Annotated in this window: 18 protein-coding genes; 10 read left to right on the top strand and 8 right to left on the bottom strand. The window is 66.6% G+C overall.

What is annotated here, in order from left to right:
• The first annotated feature begins 52 nt into the window (after positions 1 to 52).
• On the top strand, positions 53 to 676 hold the full coding sequence (locus tag VKI00_RS00665) for a sensor domain-containing protein (RefSeq protein WP_324434481.1): 624 nt from the start codon (positions 53 to 55) through the stop codon (positions 674 to 676).
• Here the strand turns inward: VKI00_RS00665 and mnmA are convergent.
• From mnmA to VKI00_RS00645, 4 genes are all read right to left on the bottom strand, one after another.
• On the bottom strand, positions 673 to 1,737 hold the full coding sequence (gene mnmA, locus VKI00_RS00660; protein ID WP_324434479.1) for a tRNA 2-thiouridine(34) synthase MnmA: 1,065 nt from the start codon (positions 1,735 to 1,737) through the stop codon (positions 673 to 675). The two genes, VKI00_RS00665 and mnmA, sit on opposite strands and share 4 nt — an antisense overlap.
• Positions 1,734 to 2,915, bottom strand: coding sequence for a cysteine desulfurase family protein (locus VKI00_RS00655; protein WP_324434477.1), 1,182 nt, complete (start codon positions 2,913 to 2,915; stop codon positions 1,734 to 1,736). The genes mnmA and VKI00_RS00655 overlap by 4 nt, the downstream gene beginning before the upstream one ends.
• 97 nt (positions 2,916 to 3,012) lie before the next feature.
• The gene (locus VKI00_RS00650) at positions 3,013 to 3,891 is read right to left on the bottom strand and encodes a lysophospholipid acyltransferase family protein (protein ID WP_324434475.1); all 879 of its coding nucleotides are present in this window, start codon (positions 3,889 to 3,891) and stop codon (positions 3,013 to 3,015) included.
• Entirely contained in the window at positions 3,891 to 4,733 is an 843-nt protein-coding gene (locus tag VKI00_RS00645; protein WP_324434473.1) for a GNAT family N-acetyltransferase, read from the bottom strand. Before VKI00_RS00645 ends, VKI00_RS00650 begins: the two co-directional genes overlap by 1 nt.
• Before the next feature lie 154 nt (positions 4,734 to 4,887).
• Here VKI00_RS00645 and VKI00_RS00640 point away from each other — a divergent pair, with 154 nt between their 5' ends.
• The 4 genes from VKI00_RS00640 to VKI00_RS00625 all read left to right on the top strand — a co-directional run bounded on the left by VKI00_RS00640 (position 4,888) and on the right by VKI00_RS00625 (position 10,029).
• A complete protein-coding gene (locus VKI00_RS00640; RefSeq protein ID WP_324434471.1) occupies positions 4,888 to 6,663 on the top strand; it encodes an NAD(P)/FAD-dependent oxidoreductase in 1,776 nt (591 codons plus the stop codon).
• Between the two features lie 133 nt (positions 6,664 to 6,796).
• Positions 6,797 to 8,923: a glycogen debranching protein GlgX gene (glgX, locus tag VKI00_RS00635; protein WP_324434469.1), complete on the top strand. Its 2,127-nt coding sequence runs from the start codon at positions 6,797 to 6,799 to the stop codon at positions 8,921 to 8,923.
• 58 nt (positions 8,924 to 8,981) lie between these two features.
• Complete coding sequence (locus VKI00_RS00630) at positions 8,982 to 9,410, top strand: hypothetical protein (protein WP_324434467.1); 429 nt, start codon at positions 8,982 to 8,984, stop codon at positions 9,408 to 9,410.
• Positions 9,411 to 9,552: 142 nt separating this feature from the next.
• The gene (locus VKI00_RS00625) at positions 9,553 to 10,029 is read left to right on the top strand and encodes an SRPBCC family protein (RefSeq protein WP_324434465.1); all 477 of its coding nucleotides are present in this window, start codon (positions 9,553 to 9,555) and stop codon (positions 10,027 to 10,029) included.
• Positions 10,030 to 10,051: 22 nt separating this feature from the next.
• On the opposite strand, the gene VKI00_RS00620 is transcribed toward VKI00_RS00625, so the two are convergent.
• From VKI00_RS00620 to VKI00_RS00605, 4 genes are read right to left on the bottom strand one after another with little or no spacing between them, the layout of a single operon-like run.
• Positions 10,052 to 10,555, bottom strand: a complete 504-nt coding sequence (locus tag VKI00_RS00620; protein ID WP_414687083.1) for a DUF427 domain-containing protein — start codon at positions 10,553 to 10,555, stop codon at positions 10,052 to 10,054.
• On the bottom strand, positions 10,549 to 10,893 hold the full coding sequence (locus VKI00_RS00615) for a DUF3253 domain-containing protein (RefSeq protein WP_324434464.1): 345 nt from the start codon (positions 10,891 to 10,893) through the stop codon (positions 10,549 to 10,551). The genes VKI00_RS00620 and VKI00_RS00615 overlap by 7 nt, the downstream gene beginning before the upstream one ends.
• A gap of 33 nt (positions 10,894 to 10,926) precedes the next feature.
• A complete protein-coding gene (locus VKI00_RS00610) occupies positions 10,927 to 11,883 on the bottom strand; it encodes an electron transfer flavoprotein subunit alpha/FixB family protein (protein WP_324434462.1) in 957 nt (318 codons plus the stop codon).
• A gap of 35 nt (positions 11,884 to 11,918) precedes the next feature.
• Positions 11,919 to 12,719, bottom strand: coding sequence for an electron transfer flavoprotein subunit beta/FixA family protein (locus VKI00_RS00605; protein ID WP_324434460.1), 801 nt, complete (start codon positions 12,717 to 12,719; stop codon positions 11,919 to 11,921).
• A gap of 229 nt (positions 12,720 to 12,948) precedes the next feature.
• Between VKI00_RS00605 and VKI00_RS00600 the strand changes: the two genes are divergently transcribed.
• From VKI00_RS00600 to VKI00_RS00580, 5 genes are all read left to right on the top strand, one after another.
• Positions 12,949 to 13,749, top strand: coding sequence for a class I SAM-dependent methyltransferase (locus VKI00_RS00600; RefSeq protein ID WP_324434458.1), 801 nt, complete (start codon positions 12,949 to 12,951; stop codon positions 13,747 to 13,749).
• Complete coding sequence (locus tag VKI00_RS00595) at positions 13,746 to 15,323, top strand: glycoside hydrolase family 57 protein (RefSeq protein ID WP_324434456.1); 1,578 nt, start codon at positions 13,746 to 13,748, stop codon at positions 15,321 to 15,323. Before VKI00_RS00600 ends, VKI00_RS00595 begins: the two co-directional genes overlap by 4 nt.
• A complete protein-coding gene (locus VKI00_RS00590) occupies positions 15,320 to 16,564 on the top strand; it encodes a glycosyltransferase family 4 protein (RefSeq protein ID WP_324434454.1) in 1,245 nt (414 codons plus the stop codon). The genes VKI00_RS00595 and VKI00_RS00590 overlap by 4 nt, the downstream gene beginning before the upstream one ends.
• Positions 16,565 to 16,655: 91 nt before the next feature.
• Complete coding sequence (locus tag VKI00_RS00585) at positions 16,656 to 18,005, top strand: TIGR01777 family oxidoreductase (protein ID WP_324434452.1); 1,350 nt, start codon at positions 16,656 to 16,658, stop codon at positions 18,003 to 18,005.
• Between the two features lie 285 nt (positions 18,006 to 18,290).
• The gene (locus tag VKI00_RS00580) at positions 18,291 to 19,328 is read left to right on the top strand and encodes an FAD/NAD(P)-binding protein (RefSeq protein ID WP_324434450.1); all 1,038 of its coding nucleotides are present in this window, start codon (positions 18,291 to 18,293) and stop codon (positions 19,326 to 19,328) included.
• Positions 19,329 to 19,335: the final 7 nt, after the last annotated feature.

The following is a 19,335-nucleotide window of genomic DNA, read 5'->3' as shown; positions in this document are numbered from 1 at the left end:
CGGGTTACGCACGCCCCGTGCCAGGGCTAGTCAGCGCGATTACGCTCACATGATGACCCGCCCGCTGGTGCTGTGTTGCGCGGCGCTGCTGGCCGCGGGATGCACCCGGGTAGTGGACGGCGCCGCGGTCGCCCCGTTCGGCACCGAACCCATCATCGCCGGCGTCGACGTCGACCGCGTGCTGCTCGATCAGGACCGTATGCGCGCGATCACCGGCGCCGACGACCACCTGACGATCATCCCGTCGATGGACGGCAAGTCCCCGGTCGACGTTGACACGCTCGCCCAGGCAGCGCCGACGCAGTGCCGCTTCCTCTTCGAAGACACCGTCACCTTCGGACCCGACATCGAAGAGTTCCACAAGACCACCTTCCAGTACCCGCCGCGCACCGGCCTGATCTCCGAGGGTGTCGCTGTCTATCGCGATGCCAACACGGCACGTCATGCCTTTGACGCCCTGGTGGCGACCGTCCGGGACTGCGCGAACACCTCGGCCGGCACGGGGTTCGTCGGCACCTGGGCCGCCGACGAACGGTCGCTGCAGACTCGCCCCGGCAACTGCGGACGCGATTACCAAGTCAAGTCGGTGGCGCTGATGGAGGTCACTTACTGCGGCTTCCCGGAATCGGTGTCGACGATCGTGATCACCAACATCGCCGCCAACGTGCCGGGCTAGGCGATGGTGGCGCTGCCGATCACCTCGTCGCCGTCCGAGTCGAGGCGGTAGAGCACAAGCGTCTGTCCCGGCGCCACACCGCGCAGCGGAGCGCGCAGCCGAACCTCGAGCCCATCGCCCGCCAATTGGGCGACCGCATCGACGGCCTCGCCGTGGGCACGCACCTGCACCGCGCACTCGACGGGTCCGGTCGGCGGGGTCCCCGCGGTGAAGACCGGCTGCTGCCCGGTGAGCCGCCACACGTCGAGGTCGGCCGCCGAGCCCACCTGCACGGTGCCGCTGTCCGCGTCGATCGCGGTGACATAGCGCGGCCGGCCGTCCGGGCCGGGTCCGGCAATTCCGAGTCCCTTGCGCTGGCCGATGGTGAAACCGTGCACCCCGTCATGGCTGGCCAGCACGGTCCCCCGCTGGTCGACGACCGAGCCGGGGCGCACGCCGATCCGGGCTCCCAGGAAAGCGCGGGTATCACCCGACGGGATGAAGCAGATGTCATGGCTGTCCGGCTTGTCCGCGACCGCCAGGCCGCGACGGGCCGCCTCGGCGCGGATCTGCGACTTGGGGGTGTCCCCGATCGGGAACGCGGCGTGGCGCAGTTGACCGCAAGTGAGCACCGCCAGCACATACGACTGGTCCTTGTCCCGGTCGACGGCCCGACGCAGCCGCCCGTCGGACAGCCGGGCGTAGTGCCCGGTGGCGACCGCGTCGAAGCCCAACGCCAACGCACGTGCGGCCAGCGCCGAGAACTTGATCCGCTCGTTGCACCGCACACAAGGATTCGGGGTTTCACCACGGGCGTAAGACGACACGAAGTCGTCGATCACGTCTTCTTTGAACTTGTCCGCGAAATCCCATACATAGAACGGGATTCCGAGCACATCAGCGACCCGCCGAGCATCACCGGCGTCCTCTTTGGAGCAGCAGCCCCGCGAGCCGGTGCGCAGGGTGCCCGGCGCCTGCGACAGCGCCAGGTGTATGCCGACCACGTCATGGCCGGCATCGACCATGCGGGCGGCGGCGACCGACGAATCGACGCCGCCGCTCATCGCGGCGAGGACCTTCATCGTGCGACACCCGCGGCGGCCAGCGCGGCTTGCCGGGCGCGCGCGACCGCACCGGGCAGCACTCGCAAGGCGGCGTCGACATCCGCCGCTACGCTAGTGTGCCCCAACGACAATCGCAGCGATCCCCGGGCGCTGGCCGCATCGGCACCCATCGCCAGCAACACATGCGACGGCTGTGGAACTCCGGCGGTGCACGCCGAGCCCGTCGAGCATTCGATTCCGTTGGCGTCCAACAACATCAGCAGCGCGTCGCCCTCGCACCCGTCGAAGGTGAAGTGCGCGTTACCCGGCAGCCGTCGCGATCCCCCGGCACCGTTGAGGCGAGTGTCCGCGACGCCGGCCAACACCCCGTCGATCAGACGGTCGCGCAGCAGCCGCAGCCGTGCGCTGTTGGTCTCCAGCCCGTCCACGGCAAGCCGCATCGCCGTCGCCATACCGACGGCACCGGCAACGTCGGGGGTGCCGGACCGGATGTCGCGTTCCTGCCCACCGCCGTGCGACAACGGCACGCAGCCGATCTCGCGGCGCAGCAGCAGCGCGCCCACACCGGGCGGGCCGCCGAACTTATGGGCGGCCACACTCATCGCGGAGAGCTGGCTGGCGCCGAAGACGACGGGCAGCTGTCCCACCGCCTGGACCGCGTCGCTGTGCATCGGTACGTCAAATTCGGCCGCGACGGCGGCGAGTTCGTCGATCGGCATGACGGTGCCGACCTCGTTGTTGGCCCACATCACCGACACCAGCGCGACGTCGTCGTGGCGCTGCAGCGCGTCACGCAGCGCGGCGGCGCACACCGACCCGTCGGCGGCGGTGGGCAACCAGGTCACCTCGGCGTCTTCGTGCTCGACCAGCCAATTCACCGAGTCCAGCACGGCGTGGTGTTCCACCGCGGTGGTGATGATGCGCCGGTGCCGTGGCTGGGCGTCGCGGCGCGCCCAGTAGATCCCCTTGACGGCCAGATTGTCGCTCTCGGTGCCGCCGGCGGTGAAGATCACCTCGGACGGACGCGCACCGAGCTTGGCCGCGATCAGCTCGCGGGATTCCTCCATTTGCCGCCGAGCGGCCCGGCCCGCGGTGTGCAGTGAGGACGCATTTCCCACCGTGCTCAGCGCGGCCGTCATCGCCTCGATGGCAGCGGGATACATCGGGGAGGTGGCGGCGTGATCGAGGTAGACCATGACCCGCCCAGAATACCGGCGGCGCACTGCGACGATGCAGGCCGGAACGGCCTGGGGAGGAGCAGGGCAATCAGGCCCTGGCTGAGCCCAGCAGCGCTTAGGAGGCCAGCACGGGCCGACGCTGCCCATGACCTGGGTGCGACGTCGGCGTCACGCGTATGGCGGCCTGGCAGCGACGGGCCAGCTCCCGCCGATCGTCACCGGGCAGCTGCAGTGATTCGACGTAGACCCGTGCCACGGTGCGGCGGGCGACCAGCAATCGACCGATCGAACGCAGCAGCGTGTCGTCACCGATATAGGCCGGGACGGTCGAGACCGTGCCGTCGCGGTGGTGGTAGCGCAACCGCAGCGGCTGGACCGGTAGGCCGGTGTCGACGGCGGCCTGGAACATCGCCGGATAGAACGGCCCCGACGCCAGACCACACCAGGTGGTGCCCTCCGGGAACGCCACCACGGTCTGGCCGGCGCGCAGCCGAGCCGCGACGGCGTCGACGACACCGGGCAGCTGGCGCAGGCTGGCCCGCTCGATCGGGATCACCTTGATGATGAGCGCCATCATCCGCACGATGAGATTGGCGGCCACGTCGGCGCGGCCGACGAACGACGCCGGCGGCATGCGCCACGGGCTGGTGGGAAGTACCGCGAAGATCGTCAGGATATCCAGCCACGACATGTGGTCACTGACCACCAACATCCCGGGCAGATTGCGAATCGGTCCGCCCGACAACGTGATCCGGACCCCGAGACACCACAACAACAGTCGGCAGTAAACCCTCCTGGCTCGCGACCGACCGGGTAGCGGAACCGAGACCAGCAGCAGCGCCGGGAAAAACAGCAGCGCCAGACTGACACGTAGCGCGACCCGCAGCGTCGCGATCAACCGGCGGGACGCTTCCGAGCCGCCGGCCTGCAGACAACTCGTGTCGCAGGAAGCACGCGGCAGCCAGGCGTGGTCGCGCGCGTCCGGATTGCTCATCAGGCCACCCCGCCTGCCGCCTCGGTGGCCGCCGCCACCGACCGGAGTCGGCGCAGGTAACGGGTGTCGGCCTGACGCTTGTCCAGCAGCGCGGGGAAATCACCCACACCGAAGTCGGGATCGTGGGCCGGCTCACCGCATATTCGGGCGCCCAACCGCAGGTAGCCGCGCATCAGCGGCGGGATGGCCGGCCGCGTGGGCGGAGGGATCTCGTCCACGGTGTATCCGTCGACGATCACCGGCCGGTGCGGATGCACCCAGTACTGCGCCGGGGCGGCGTGGCGGCGCAGCACGAAGTCGCGCACGCCGCGAATCTGGCTGCCCGGCGGCCCGCCGTCGTCGCTGGCTACCGGAACCGACACGCAGCCGGTGACGTAGTCGTAGCCGCAACGGTCGAGGTAGGCCAGGATGCCGGCCCACATCAGCAGCACGACGGCGCCGTTGCGGTGATCGCCGCGAACCACCGCGCGGCCCATCTCAACGAGTGAGGGCCGCAGCGAATCAAGCGCCCGGATGTCGAATTCCGTTGCGGTATAAAGCCCTCCGGCGGCGATAGCGCCGGTCGGCGACAGCATGCGGTAACAACCAACCAGCTCGCCCGAGTTGTCCTCCCGGACCAGCAAGTGGTCGCAGTGCTCGTCGAAGCGGTCAACGTCGAGGCCGGCGTCCTGCCCGGTCAGCGTGAAGCCTGGCTCGTTGTTGAATACTTCGTAGCGCAGCCGCTGCGCGGACTCGATCAGCGTGGGATCGGTGGACAGCAATAGCGAGTACCGCGGCTCGGTGGACGAACCTGTCCCCGACGCGGGCTCATCAGCGGGTATGAGGACCGAGTCAACACTCATGCGCGCCACTGTTAGCGATGTTGATCACTAATTGGCATCTGCGCCGTGACGTGTCCGTGCACGGCAGATGACGATGTCGCAGCAAAATCGGCTAATCGCGCAGGTCGAGGGCATTAACGTTGCCTGGATCACAGTTTTGGTCCAAACTGCGACGGTGGCTGAGGTCGACGGCGCGACATTTGACCCCGCCGCGCTGCGCGCCAAATACGCTCAAGAACGCCAGCGCCGCCTGCGCGGCGACGGAATCTCCCAATACGTGCAGGTCGCGGGCGCATTCAGCCGTTTTGGCCGCGACCCGTGGGCCGATCCCGACTTCACCCGCGACCCGATCAGCGACGAGGTCGACGTCGCCGTCGTCGGTGCCGGCTTCGGCGGGTTGCTCATCGGGGCCCGGTGCAGGCAACTCGGTGTCGACAACGTCAGGTTGATCGACAAGGCCGCCGACGTTGGCGGGACCTGGTATTGGAATCGCTACCCCGGAATCGCCTGCGACGTCGAGTCCTACGTCTATATGCCGTTGCTCGAGGAGCTCGGGTATGTGCCGACCGAGAAGTATGCGAAAGGCGCTGAAATCCTGGCCCACTGCCGCCGGATCGCCTCGCATTACGACTTGTACCGTGACGCCTGTCTGCAGACCGAGGTACAGGAGATTCGCTGGGAGGCAAGTAATTCCCGCTGGCTGATCTCCACCGACCGCGGCGACGAGATCCGCGCCCGGTTTGTGGCGATGGCGAACGGCTACCTGCAGAAGCCGAAACTGCCTGGAATAACGGGGATCACCAGGTTCGGCGGTCATACATTCCACACCAGCCGCTGGGACTACGAATACACCGGCGCCGACCTTGCCGGGTTGTCCGACAAGCGCGTCGGCATCATCGGAACCGGTGCGACGGCAATTCAGTGCGTGCCACGACTGGCCGAATCCGTGCATCGACTATTCGTCTTCCAGCGCACCCCGTCAACGGTCGACGTGCGGGCCAATCGGCCGACCGCACCCGAGTGGGCGGCGTCGCTGGAGCCCGGTTGGCAACAGCGGCGCATGGAGAACTTCCAAATCCTCACCGCGGGCGGCAATGCCGATGAGGACCTGGTGGACGACGCGTGGACCAGCCTCATCAAAAAGCTGCCGATCGTGAACGACGCAGGGCCGAACGCCGCCGAACTGGCCGACTTCGCCAAGATGGAAGAGATCCGGGCGCGCGTCGATGCGATCGTGACCGACACGGCCACCGCCGACGCGCTCAAGCCGTGGTACGGCTACTACTGCAAGCGGCCCTGCTTCCACGACGAGTACTTGCAGGCGTTCAACCGTGACAACGTCACCCTCGTCGACACCCACGGCCGGGGAGTCGAGCAGATCACCCGCGACGGCGTCGTCGCCGACCGCGTCGAATACCTGCTGGACTGTTTGATTTTCGCCACCGGCTTCGAGGTCGGCACCAGTTACGCGCAACGTACCGGTTTCGAAGTCATCGGCCGCGACGGCCTGACCCTCACCGAGAAGTGGGCCGACGGCGTGCGCACAATGCACGGCGTGCACGTCAATGGCTTTCCGAACTGCTTCATCGAAAGCATCGCTCAGTCCGGCTTCACCGTGAACTTCCCCTACCTCATCGACACCCAATCCCGCCACATCGCCTGGGTGATTGCCTGGGCGTTGCAGCACGGCGCCGCCGAGGTGGAAGCCACCCTGGACGCCGAAGCAGCCTGGGTCGACACCGTCGTGGCACGCTCGAGTGTGATCGCCGGCCGGCGCGAGTCGTGCACACCCGGCTACTACAACCGCGAGGGCCAGGCGGATGCGCGGTTGAACCAGGACAGCTTCTTCTTCGGCAGCCCAACCGAATACGCCGACATCCTCGAGGCGTGGCGGACGACGGGCGAACTGGACGGGCTTGCCAAACGGGCTTCAGCCGTTACCGGTCGATGAGATCGGACGCGGGCGCTTTAGGGTGATCCCCGCCGCTTCCAGGTGTGATCCGCGGCGCAGTGGGTATCCCCCGGCAGGTATTTCAGGTTGGGACGGGCCGTCGGCACGCGGCCCGCGGAAGAAAGAGGGCGCTGTGACGGCCATCGAGCAGTGGCCCGGGAAGGCCTATCCGCTGGGCGCGACCTACGACGGGTCGGGCACCAATTTCGCGATTTTCAGTGAAGTTGCCGAGCGGGTGGAGCTCTGCCTCTTCGACGCCGACGGTGCCGAGACCAGGGTGCCGTTGAATGAGGTGGACGGATTCATCTGGCACGGCTTTCTGCCGGCAGTCGAACCCGGCCAACGCTACGGCTACCGGGTGCACGGGCCCTACGACCCGGCGGCCGGACACCGGTGCAACCCTAACAAGCTGCTGATCGATCCGTACGCGAAGGCAATCGACGGCAACTTCGAGTGGCACCAAGCGCTGTTCAGTTACAACTTCGGCGACCCCGACAGCCGCAACAACGACGACTCCGCGCCGCGCATGCCCAAGTCGGTGGTGATCAACCCGTTCTTCGACTGGGGCAACGACCGTCCGCCGGGCCACGAGTACGCCGACACGGTCATTTACGAGGCGCACGTCAAGGGGCTGACCCAGCTGCATCCCGACATCCCGGAGCGGATGCGCGGCACCTATACCGCTATCGCCCATCCGGTCATCATCGAGCATCTAAAAAGTCTGGGTGTCACCGCGATCGAACTGATGCCGGTGCACCACTTCGCAAACGACTCCACGTTGGTGGACAACGGTCTGTCAAACTACTGGGGTTACAACACAGTTGGCTTCCTCGCCCCGGACTTCAAATACGCCGCCAGCACCACTCCCGGCGGTCAGGTGCAAGAGTTCAAGACGATGGTCCGTGCCCTGCACGAGGAAGGCATCGAAGTCATCCTCGACGTCGTCTACAACCACACCGCCGAAGGCAACCACCTGGGCCCGACGTTGTCGATGCGGGGCATCGATAACGCCGCCTACTACCGGCTGGTCGATGACGAGCGGCAGTACTACATGGACTACACCGGCACCGGCAACAGCCTCCACGTCGGCCATCCGCACACGCTGCAACTGATCATGGATTCATTGCGGTACTGGGTGACCGAAATGCACGTCGACGGCTTCCGATTCGACCTCGCGTCAACACTTGCCCGCGAATTCTACGACGTCGACCGCCTGTCGGCGTTTTTCGAACTGGTGCAACAGGATCCGACGGTGAGTCAGGTCAAACTGATCGCCGAACCCTGGGATGTGGGCCCGGGCGGTTACCAGGTCGGAAATTTCCCACCGCAGTGGACGGAGTGGAACGGCAAGTTCCGCGACACCGTTCGCGACTACTGGCGCGGCGAGCCGGCGACACTCGGCGAGTTCGCCTCCCGGCTGACCGGCTCGGCGGACCTCTACGAGTCCACCGCGCGGCGCCCGGTGGCGTCGATCAATTTCGTCACCGCACATGACGGTTTCACGCTGCGTGACTTGGTCTCGTATAACGAGAAACACAACGAGGCCAATAAAGAAGACAACAACGACGGCGAGAGCAATAACAAGTCCTGGAACTGCGGCATCGAAGGTCCAACCGACGATCCGGAAGTCAACGCGTTACGCGCCCGTCAGCAGCGCAACTTTCTCGCGACAACGCTCCTGTCGCAAGGAATTCCAATGCTATCGCACGGTGACGAGCTCGGCCGCAGTCAAGCCGGCAACAACAACGGCTTCTGCCAGGACAACGAGATTACCTGGGTGCACTGGGATAAGGCAGACCTCGAGCTTATGGAGTTCACCCGGTCGGTATCGGCTTTGCGGGCCGCGCATCCGGTGTTTCGCCGCCGCCGGTTCTTCAGAGGGGTGCCGGTACGCCGACGCGGTGCGGTGGCACAGCCCGACATCTCATGGTTCAGCCCGGATGGCTCCGAAATGAGCGACGAGGACTGGGGTTCGGGTTTCGGCAAGTCGGTCGCGGTCTATTTGAACGGCTTGGGCATCCCCGACCTTGACGCCCGCGGACAGCGCGTAACCGACGATTCGTTCCTGTTGTGCTTCAACGCGCACCACGAGCCGATCGAGTTCACCTTGCCGCCCGAAGAGTTCGGCCGAGCGTGGGTGCCGGTTGTGGACACCTCCGCCGCAATGCCGAGCCTCGATGATCAGGAGCCGATTCGGGTTGGCACTGCGGTGCGGGTAGGTGCGCGGGCAATGGTGGTCTTACAGGCCGACGGAGAGTAAGTGCTCGGGTAAGAGGACGGCGACGCTTGCCTCGTCGTCCGATCGATAAGGAGACGGCATGCTCAACACCATCGCCACTATCGTCGCCATCGTGCTGGGGGTGCATATCGTGGTGAAGTTCGCCTTCTTCGCGTTGCCCTACCAGCGTCGCCGCGCGGCATTGGACAAGCAGTACGGGGTTAAGCCCTACGCGACTTCTGGGTCCGACGTCGTGCTCATGGTGGTGGTCGCCGCGATTGCCACGCTGATCGTGTGGCGCGGTATCGAATCGGTGAGCTTCCTTGCCGGGCTGTGGATCGGCGCCACCCTGATTCAACTGTATTTCCACCAGTTCCACACTCCGGTGCCCGCCGATCGCGCCGCTCCGGCCGAACGATCTCCGCTCAAGGAGATGTCGTACGCCATTCAGGCCAACCCGTGGCGACCCTGGCCGCAGATGCTCGCCCTCACGGTCTTGGTGGCCATCAGCTTCGTCGCGCTGCCATGAGTCACGAAACGGCCCGGCGGTGGTGCTTCGCTGACCAGCTCGGGCCGCACTTTCTGGACGATCCCGACCAGCCGGTGTTGCTGATCGAATCCTGGGCGGTGTTCGAACGCCGCAGATTCCACCGCCGCAAGGCGCATGGACGATGTCGTCGAACAACAACAACGGCTCGGTGGACACGCGCCCTAGCGCGTTGTTCGCCGACCGTGTGCAACGACGGCAATGCGGGTATCTCACCCCTATGTTGGCTGTGGACAAGCTGATCGCCGCGCCGTCGTCGGCGGTGTGGCAGGTATTGGTCGACCTTGACGCGTGGCCGACGTGGGGTCCGACGATCAGCGGGGCCCGACTCGATCCACCGCACACCGAGCTGGGTCTGCACGCCACCGGCAGCGTGCGGACGTCGTTGGGGTTCTCCTTGCCATTCGTAGTGACCGAATTCGAAGCGGGACGGCATTGGGCCTGGAAGGTGGGCGGCGTGCCGGCAACCCATCATCGGGTGCAGCCGGTCGGCGACCATACGCACGCGGCCATCGCCGTTCCGCTGTGGGCAATGCCGTACCTGACGGTGTGCGCCATCGGTCTGCGCCGCATCGACGACATGCTGACCCGTTCGACATAGCCGTCTCAGCCCGCGCGGGGCATCACCACCCCACGGATCCCGGGATTCCCTTGAATGGCCCGACAATCCAACTGGTGATCCAGCCGCCGTAGAAACCTCCCGGCTGCGGAATCACCTCTTCGCCGTCGACGGTGCAGCGGTCCACTGCTGCAGCCATCACCGCGATGGCGCCCGCAATGGGTGCGAAATCTCGACTCGGCTGTGGATAGGTCCACGCCGCTTGCAGCGCCTCGCGCCCGTCGGTCACCAGGTCGTAGTAGCGGGCCTGCCCTTTCCATTCACACCAGGAAGCCCCTGCAGCGGGACGCAGAACGCCCTCGATGAAGGCGTCGCGGGGCAGGTAGTAGGTCGGTGGGTGACTGGTTTCCAACACCCGCCAGGCGCGCGTCGTCGACGCGATCGACTGGCCACCCAACTCGACGGTGATCGAGCCGGCGAAGTCCTCCAGCCGTGGCGGGCGGGGGTAATCCCACACCGATTCCTGCCCAGGGCCGGGCGTATCGGGTTTGGGCCAGGGGCTCAGCATCTCGTGCGAATCCGGATAGGGCCGCGCGGGGGCCGGTATGGGTCAATCACGTTGCCGCGCTGAGTGATTTGAATGTCGCCAGCCCGGGCCAACGCGAACGCGATGGTCCGGCTCTGCGCCGTGAGCTCGCGCCAGCTGTTACCGCCGATGGCCCGGGCCGCGTCGGAAGGGCAGATGCTGGAGGTCGACCCGCGGTGCTGCGCCAGCGCCAGGATCGCGGCGCGCAGCCGGGTGGCCACAGGGCCGCCGCCGAGCGCGGTCTGTGCCGCGCTGGCGGCAGGACCGACGGTGTCGGCCACCCGGGCCAACTCGCTGTGTGGATCCGATCCGGTTGGCACACCAACAGGCTAGGTCGTGGCCGAGCGGGGAACTCAGCCCTTGCGGGCCTTGACCGCCTCGGTGAGCTGCGGCGCAACCTTGAACAGGTCGCCGACCACGCCGTAGTCGGCGATCTCGAAGATCGGCGCCTCTTCGTCCTTGTTGACCGCGATGATCGTCTTCGACGTCTGCATGCCGGCGCGGTGCTGGATCGCCCCGGAGATTCCGAGCGCGATGTACAGCTGCGGCGACACCGTCTTGCCGGTCTGGCCGACCTGGAACTGGCCCGGGTAGTAGCCGGAGTCGACGGCGGCACGCGACGCGCCGACGGCGGCGCCCAGCGAGTCGGCCAATTCCTCTACCACATGGAAGTTTTCGGCACTGCCCACACCGCGGCCACCGGAGACCACGATGGTCGCCTCGGTGAGCTCCGGCCGGTCGCCGGCAACCGCCGGCTCCCGCGCGGTGACCTTGGCCGCATTCTCGGCGGGCTCCGGCACCTCGACGGTGACCTGCTCGCCCGCGCCATCGGCCGGCTCGGCGTCGATCGCGCCGGCCCGCACGGTGATCACGGGGGTGTCGCCGTTCGCCTGCGCCTCGACGGTGAACGCGCCACCGAAGATGGAGTGGATCGCCTTAGGGCCGGCCTGCACATCGACCACGTCGACCAGCAGACCAGAACCGATCCGGGCGGCCAGCCGGCCCGCAATTTCTTTGCCGTCGGCGTTGGCCGCCAGCAAAACGGCTGCCGGGCTTGCCGATTCGGCGAGACCGGCCAGCACGTCGACGGCCGGAGTGATCAGGTAGTTCTCCGCGGTGTCGGATTCCGCGACGTAGATCTTGGCGGCGCCGGCGGCCTTCAGCCCATCGACGAGCGGCGCGGCGGTGCCGGGCTTGCCGACCACCACGGCAGCGGGCTCACCCAAAACGCGTGCCGCGGTGATCAATTCGGAGGTGACCTTCTTGATAGCGCCTTCAGCGTGCTCGACGAGCACCAGTACTTCAGCCATGGGTTCTTCGATGCCTTTCGGCTAGGGATTAAGTCTTAGATGATCTTCTGCGAAACAAGGTACTGGGCGATCTGGCTGCCGCCCTCGCCCTCGTCGGTGACCTTCTCACCGGCGGTCTTCGGCGGCTTGGGGTTAGCCCCCAGCACCGTCGACCCGGCGTTCTCCAGCCCGACCTCGTCGGCCTCGACACCGATCTCGGCCAGCGTCAGCTTGGTGACTTCCTTCTTCTTGGCGGCCATGATGCCCTTGAAGGACGGGAAACGTGGCTCATTGATCTTCTCGGTCACGCTCACCACCGCGGGCAGCGAAGCCTCAAGAGTGAATAAGCCGTCGTCGGTTTCCCGCTCGCCGGTGATCTTGCCGCCGTCGACCGACAGCTTGCGCAAATGGGTCAGCTGCGGCAGGCCCAGGTACTCGGCGATGATGGCCGGCACCGCGCCGCCGACACCGTCGGTGGACTCGTTTCCGGCGATCACCAGCTCGGTGCCCTCGATGGTGCCCAGGGCACGTGCCAGCGCCCATCCGGTCTGGATGACGTCCGAGCCGTGCATTCCGTCGTCGAGCAGGTGGACGGCCTTGTCGGCGCCCATCGACAACGCTTTACGAATCGCCTCGGTCGCCCGCTCGGGACCCGCGGTCAGCAGGGTCACCGATCCCTCCGTGCCGTCGGCGGCTTCTTTCTCCCGAATGAGCAGCGCCTCCTCGACGGCCCGCTCGTTGATCTCGTCCAGCACTGCGTCGGCGGCCTCACGGTCCAGCGTCCAATCGCCGTCGGTGAGCTTGCGCTCCGACCAGGTGTCTGGGACCTGCTTGATCAGGACCACGATGTTCGTCATGAGTGTCGGTCGTCCTCCTCGAAAGAGTCCTGCAGCCGCCAGCGGCAAGACTTAGGTCACGGCTTATGCGACCCGCACACGCATGTTACTAGCGGGTAACTTTGTGCGGTTCGCTCTCACACCATAGCGGGTCGTCCTGCAGGTTCTTTCCCCGCGTCTGCCCCGCGAGCGGGAGGACCCACGGTGAACCATTCGCGAACCCGGCCCCAGGGGTTAGCCTGCCTTAGCAATGAGCGCATTTGTCCCCGACGTTCCCCACACCTCCGTCGACGCCGTTTTGACGTTGACCGGTGAACGCACCGTCCCGGGCCTGGACGTGGAGAATTACTGGTTTCGCCGCCACGAGGTGGTCTACCAGCAGTTGGCGCAGCACTGCGCGGGCCGCGACGTGCTCGAGGCGGGCTGCGGGGAAGGCTACGGCGCCGACCTGATCTCTCGCGTCGCGCGCCGGGTAATCGCGCTGGACTATGACGAGGCCACGGTGGCGCACGTGCGGTCCCGCTACCCGCGGGTGCAGGTCATCCACGGCAACCTGGCCGAGCTGCCGCTGCCCGACGCCTCGGTCGACGTGGTGGTCAACTTCCAAGTCATCGAGCACCTGTGGGACCAGGCCCAGTTCGTCGGCGAGTGCGCCAGGGTGCTGCGGCCGTCGGGGCTGCTGATGGTGTCCACTCCGAACCGGATTACGTTCTCGCCGGGCCGCGACACCCCGGTCAACCCGTTTCATACCCGAGAGCTCAACGCCGGCGAGCTGACCGAGCTATTGGTCGACGCCGGGTTTGCGTCGGTGTCGATGAGCGGCGTCTTCCACGGACCGCGGCTGGCCGAGATGGATGCCCGGCACGGTGGCTCGATCATCGACGCCCAGATCGCGCGGGCGGTCGCCGACGCGCCCTGGCCGGTAGAACTGCTGGCCGACGTCGCCGCGGTCACCACCGCCGACTTCGAAATTGCCGAGGCCGGGCAAGCCGCAGACATGCGGGACATCAACGCCAGCCTCGATCTGGTCGCCATCGCGGTGCGCCGATGAATCAGCCGACCGGTAGCCAGGTGCCCGGTCTGTTCACCCTGGTGCTGCACACCCATCTCCCGTGGCTGGCCCACCACGGCCGCTGGCCCGTGGGCGAGGAATGGCTCTACCAGTCGTGGTCGGCGTCCTATCTGCCGCTGCTGCGGGTACTGCGGAAGCTGGCCGGCGAGGACCGTCATCGACTGATCACCCTGGGCATGACGCCGGTGGTGACCGCGCAGCTGGACGATCCGTACTGCCTGGACGGGATGCATCACTGGTTGGCCAACTGGCAACTGCGCGCCGCCGAGGCGGCCAGCATCCGCCCAGGAGACCGGACGGGCACCGCGACGTCTAGCGCGCCAGACGCATTGCGGTCCTTTGGGATTCGTGAGTTCGCCGAGACCGAGGAGGCGCTCGACGATTTCGCCACCGGGTGGCGCCATGGCGCAAGCCCGCTGCTACGCGGGCTGATCGACGCCGGCACGGTGGAGCTGTTGGGCGGGCCGCTGGCGCATCCTTTTCAGCCGCTGCTGACGCCGCGGCTGCGCGAGTTCGCGCTGCGCGAGGGCTTGGCCGATGCCCGGCAACGCTTGTCGCACAAGCCGATTGGCATCTGGGCACCCGAATGCGCCTACGCCCCGGGGATGGAACAGGACTATGCGGCCGCGGGGGTCGGCCATTTCATGGTCGACGGGCCGTCGTTGCACGGTGACACCGCGCTGGGCCGGCCGGTCGGCGATTCCGACGTCGTCGCGTTTGGACGTGACCTTCAGGTCAGCTACCGCGTGTGGTCGCCGAAATCCGGCTATCCCGGGCATGCCGCCTACCGCGATTTCCACACCTACGACCACCGCACCGGCCTCAAGCCGGCCCGGGTCACCGGCCGCAACGTGCCGTCGGATGCCAAGGCACCCTACGATCCCGAGCGTGCCGATCGGGCAATCGACGGCCACGTCGCTGATTTCGTCAACGTGGTGCGCGGGCGACTGCAGGCCGAATCCGAGCGCATCGGGCGGCCCGCACACCTCGTCGCCGCGTTCGACACCGAGTTGTTCGGCCACTGGTGGTACGAGGGACCGGTGTGGCTGGAACGGGTGCTGCGGGCATTGCCCGAGGCCGGCGTGCGCATCGGCACGCTGAGCGACGCAGTCGCCGAGGGATTCGTCGGCGAAGCCGTCGAATTACCGCCCAGCTCTTGGGGTTCGGGCAAGGACTGGCAGGTGTGGGCCGGCGACAAGGTGGCCGACCTGGTACAGCTCAACACCGAGGTCGTCGACACCGCACTGAGCACCGTCGACAAGGCGCTGACCCAAACCGCATCCCTGGACGGACCGATCCCTCGCGACCACATCGCCGATCAGATCCTGCGCGAGACACTGCTGACGGTGTCGAGTGATTGGCCGTTCATGGTGAGCAAGGACTCGGCGGCCGACTACGCCCGCTACCGGGCTCATCTGCACGCACACGCCACCCGCGAGATCGCCGGAACGCTGGCGTCGGGTCGCCGCGAGGTCGCGCAGCGTCTGGCAGATGGCTGGAACCGGGCCGACGGGCTGTTCGGCGCACTGGACGCGCGCAGGCTGCCGCGATGAAAGTTCTGATGGTGTCGTGGGAGTACCCACCGGTGGTGATCGGTGGGCTCGGTCGCCACGTTCATCACCTGTCGACGGCGTTGGCAGCCGCGGGCCACGAAGTTGTGGTGCTGTCCCGCCGCCCGACGGGAACCGATCCGAGCACGCACCCGTCGTCGGATGAAATCAGCGAAGACGTTCGAGTCGTCGCGGCCGCGCAGGACCCGCACGAGTTCAGCTTCGGCAAGGACATGATGGCTTGGACGCTGGCCATGGGTCACGCCATGGTCCGCACCGGATTGTCGCTGAAAGAGCGGTCAAGCGACGACCCGTGGCGTCCCGACGTCGTTCACGCGCATGACTGGCTGGTCGCCCACCCGGCTGTCGCGCTGTCCGAATTCTACGACGTGCCAATGGTTTCCACGATTCACGCGACCGAAGCCGGTCGGCATTCCGGATGGGTCTCCGGATCGCTGAGCAGGCAGGTGCATGCCGTGGAATCATGGCTGGTACGCGAGTCCGATTCGCTCATGACGTGTTCGGCGTCGATGTGTGACGAGATCACCGAGCTGTTCGGGCCCGGCCTGGCCGAGATCACCGTGATCCGCAATGGTATCGAGGCAGTCCGCTGGCCGTTCGCGAAGCGTCGGCGCCACAGCGGGCCGGCGGAACTGCTGTTTGTGGGCCGCCTGGAATACGAGAAAGGTGTGCACGACGCGATCGCGGCGTTGCCGCGGATCAGGCGCGCGCATCCGGGGACCACGCTGACGATTGCCGGTGAGGGCACCCAGCAGGCCTGGCTCGTCGAGCAGGCTCGTAAACACCGGGTGCTCAAGGCAACCCGGTTTGTCGGGCGGCTCGATCACGACGAGCTCTTGGCGGCGCTGCATCGCGCCGACGCCGCGGTGCTGCCCAGCCACTACGAGCCGTTCGGGTTAGTGGCGCTGGAGGCCGCCGCGGCCGGAACGCCGTTGGTGACATCGAACATCGGCGGCCTGGGCGAGGCAGTGATCAACGGCGAGACCGGGATGTCTTGTCCGCCTCGCGATGTGACGCGGCTGGCCAGGGCCGTCGGCACCGTGCTTGCCGATCCCGCCGCCGCCCAGCGCCGGGCCCGGGCTGCGCGTGAACGTCTGACGTCGGATTTCGATTGGCACACGGTGGCCGATGAGACCGCGCAGGTATACCTGGCGGCCAAGCGCCGTGAACGTCAGCCGCTACCGCGGCTACCCATCGTCGAGCACGCCCTGCCGGATCGGTAATCGGCCCGGCGACGATGCAGGCCGTGAACGGCCTGAGGAGGAGCCGGGCAATATTCGCGGCCCCGCGGGCTCGCCGCGTACCGTCGAGCTAATGGGACTTGTGTACTCGAGCGTCGTCGACGCGCCGATCTACGAGGTATTCGACTGGCACACCCGGCCCGGCGCGATCACCCGGCTCTCGCCGCCGTGGCAGCCGGTGCGGGTCGTCGCCGAAGCGGATTCGCTGGCGAACGGCCGCGCCGAGCTGGGCTTGCCCGGGGGTCTGCGCTGGGTGGCCGACCATCAACCGGATGCCTACGATCCGCCGCGACGCTTCGTCGACACCGTCGGCGCCGATGGACTGGCCTCGTTGCCGGTCCGGCTGGCGGTCCGCTGGCGGCATACCCACGACTTCGAAGAGCTGAGCGGTGAACGCACCCGGGTGACCGACCGCGTCGCCACACCTGTCCCGGCGAAGGCGCTGCAGGCGATGTTCGCCTACCGGCATCGCCAGCTGGCCGACGACATCGCCGCACATCGGCAGGCCGCCGCGCAGGGTTTGAAGCCGATAACGGTCGCGGTCACCGGATCGTCCGGGCTGGTCGGCTCGGCGTTGACAGCGTTCCTGTCCACCGGCGGTCATCGGGTGATCCATCTTGTGCGCCACACGGCGACCAAACCCGATGAACGGCAATGGAATCCGGACGATCCCGATCCGGACCTGCTGAACGGCGTTGACGCGGTAATTCATCTGGCGGGCGCCTCGATCGCCGGCCGCTTCACCGAGTCGCACCGCGTCGCGATCCGCGACAGCCGGATCGGTCCCACCCGCCGCCTGGCTGAGCTGATCGCGAAATCGGCCGACGGGCCGAAAACGCTGGTCTGCGCGTCGGCGATCGGCTACTACGGCTACGACCGTGGCGAGGCGACACTCACCGAGGACAGCGATCGCGGCGACGGGTTCCTCGCCGACGTGGTCGACAAGTGGGAGCTCGCCGCGACGGTGGCCGAGGACGGCGGGGCCCGGGTGGTGCGGGTGCGCACCGGGATCGTGCAGTCCCCGAGCGGCGGAACCCTTCGCCTGCAGCTTCCGCTGTTCCGCGCCGGGCTCGGCGGTCGCCTCGGCGACGGCCACCAGTGGTTCTCCTACATCGGGATCGACGACCTTGTTGAGGTTTACCACCGCGGACTGTGGGACACCGCGCTGTCCGGACCGGTCAACGCGGTGGCCGCCGATCCGGTCCGCAACAGCGACTACACCCGAACACTGGCCAAGGTGCTGCGCCGGCCCGCGGTGTTGCCGGTGCCGCCGGTTGGACCGCGGCTGCTGCTCGGCGAGCAGGGGGCACGCGAACTGGCGTGCGCCAATCAACGGGTGCTGCCGGCCCGGCTGCAACAGGCCGGTCACCGGTTTCGCCGGCCTGGCCTCGATCAGACGCTGCGGCATCTGCTCGGTCGCTGATCACCGGCAGCATCGCGCGCTGACAGCGCGATGGCGAATCCGCCCGCGGTCCTTAGCTTTTGGTTGAGGGTCAAGATCTCCCAGCGGCACATCGACCACCCGCGCATCGGCGCCCACCAGGATTCCTGTGTCGCCGACAGCCACAATACAAGTTTGTGAGCTGGCAAAGACAGCAGCCCTACCGCGTGGTGTCTCCCGGGCGAAGTATCGAGGTCAGCACTCGACAATCGCGTTCTTCGCGTAAGCGCAACAACGCCGAGACACGCATACCGGAAGGGCAGGAAAATGACTGAGTACACCTGGACCGTGATCGGAGCAGGGCCGGCAGGCATCGCAGCCGTAGGGCGGTTGCTTGACCACGGGATCGTGGGCGAGCAAATCGCCTGGATCGACCCAGAATTCGGTGCGGGAGATTTCGGCACCAAATGGCGAGCTGTGCCGAGCAACACCCGCGTCGAGTTATTTCTCGACTACTTGACCGCCTCGCCGTCGTTCCGCTTTGGACAAGCGCCGGCTTTTGAGCTGAACAAGTTCGATCCCGAGCAGACGTGCCCGCTCGGCGTCGTAGCCGAACCGCTGGTGTGGATCTCGCAGCATCTTTGCCAACGAGTGAGAGCTATTCGCGCGTTCGCAACAGAATTGGTGCTAGCCGACAGGCAGTGGACCATAACCACGCAACACGAGACGATCACGTCGAAGAATGTGATCCTGGCAGTCGGCTCGGTTCCCAAGAAGCTTTCTTACGAGGAGCTTGACGAGATTCCGATCGAGACCGCGCTTGATCCTGCGAAACTGGCACAGCTGCCGCTGGATGGCGCCACGGTCGGCGTGTTTGGCGCTTCACACTCGTCGATGATCGCGCTGCCGAACCTGTTGAACACCCCGGTGAAAAAGGTGATCAACTTCTATCGCGGTCCGCTGAAGTACGCTGTCAATTTTGACGATTGGACGCTGTTCGACGATACCGGGCTTAAGGGCCACGCTGCCGACTGGGCGCGCGAGAACATCGACGGAACGTGCCCGCGACGGCTTGAGAGGTGCTCGGTCGGTGATCCGGAATTCGAGAAGACCCTTGAAATGTGTGACCACGTCGTCTACACCGTTGGATTCGAACGTAGACAGCTTCCACTGACTCCCCAATGGGGGTCACTGGAATACGACCCGACCAACGGTATTCTGGCTCCCGGCCTATTCGGGGTCGGTATTGCGTTCCCTGAGTACCAGATTGATCCACTGGGAGCTGGCCAGTACCGGGTGGGACTGCACAAGTTCATGCAGCGACTAGACAATGCATTGCCGCTATGGCTGCGCTACGGCACATAGCAATGGA

Source organism: Mycobacterium sp., assembly GCF_035314665.1.
Classification (GTDB): Bacteria; Actinomycetota; Actinomycetes; order Mycobacteriales; family Mycobacteriaceae; genus Mycobacterium.
The sequence above is the reverse complement of the archived record's forward strand: the minus strand, read 5'-3'. Positions and strand labels throughout refer to the sequence as shown.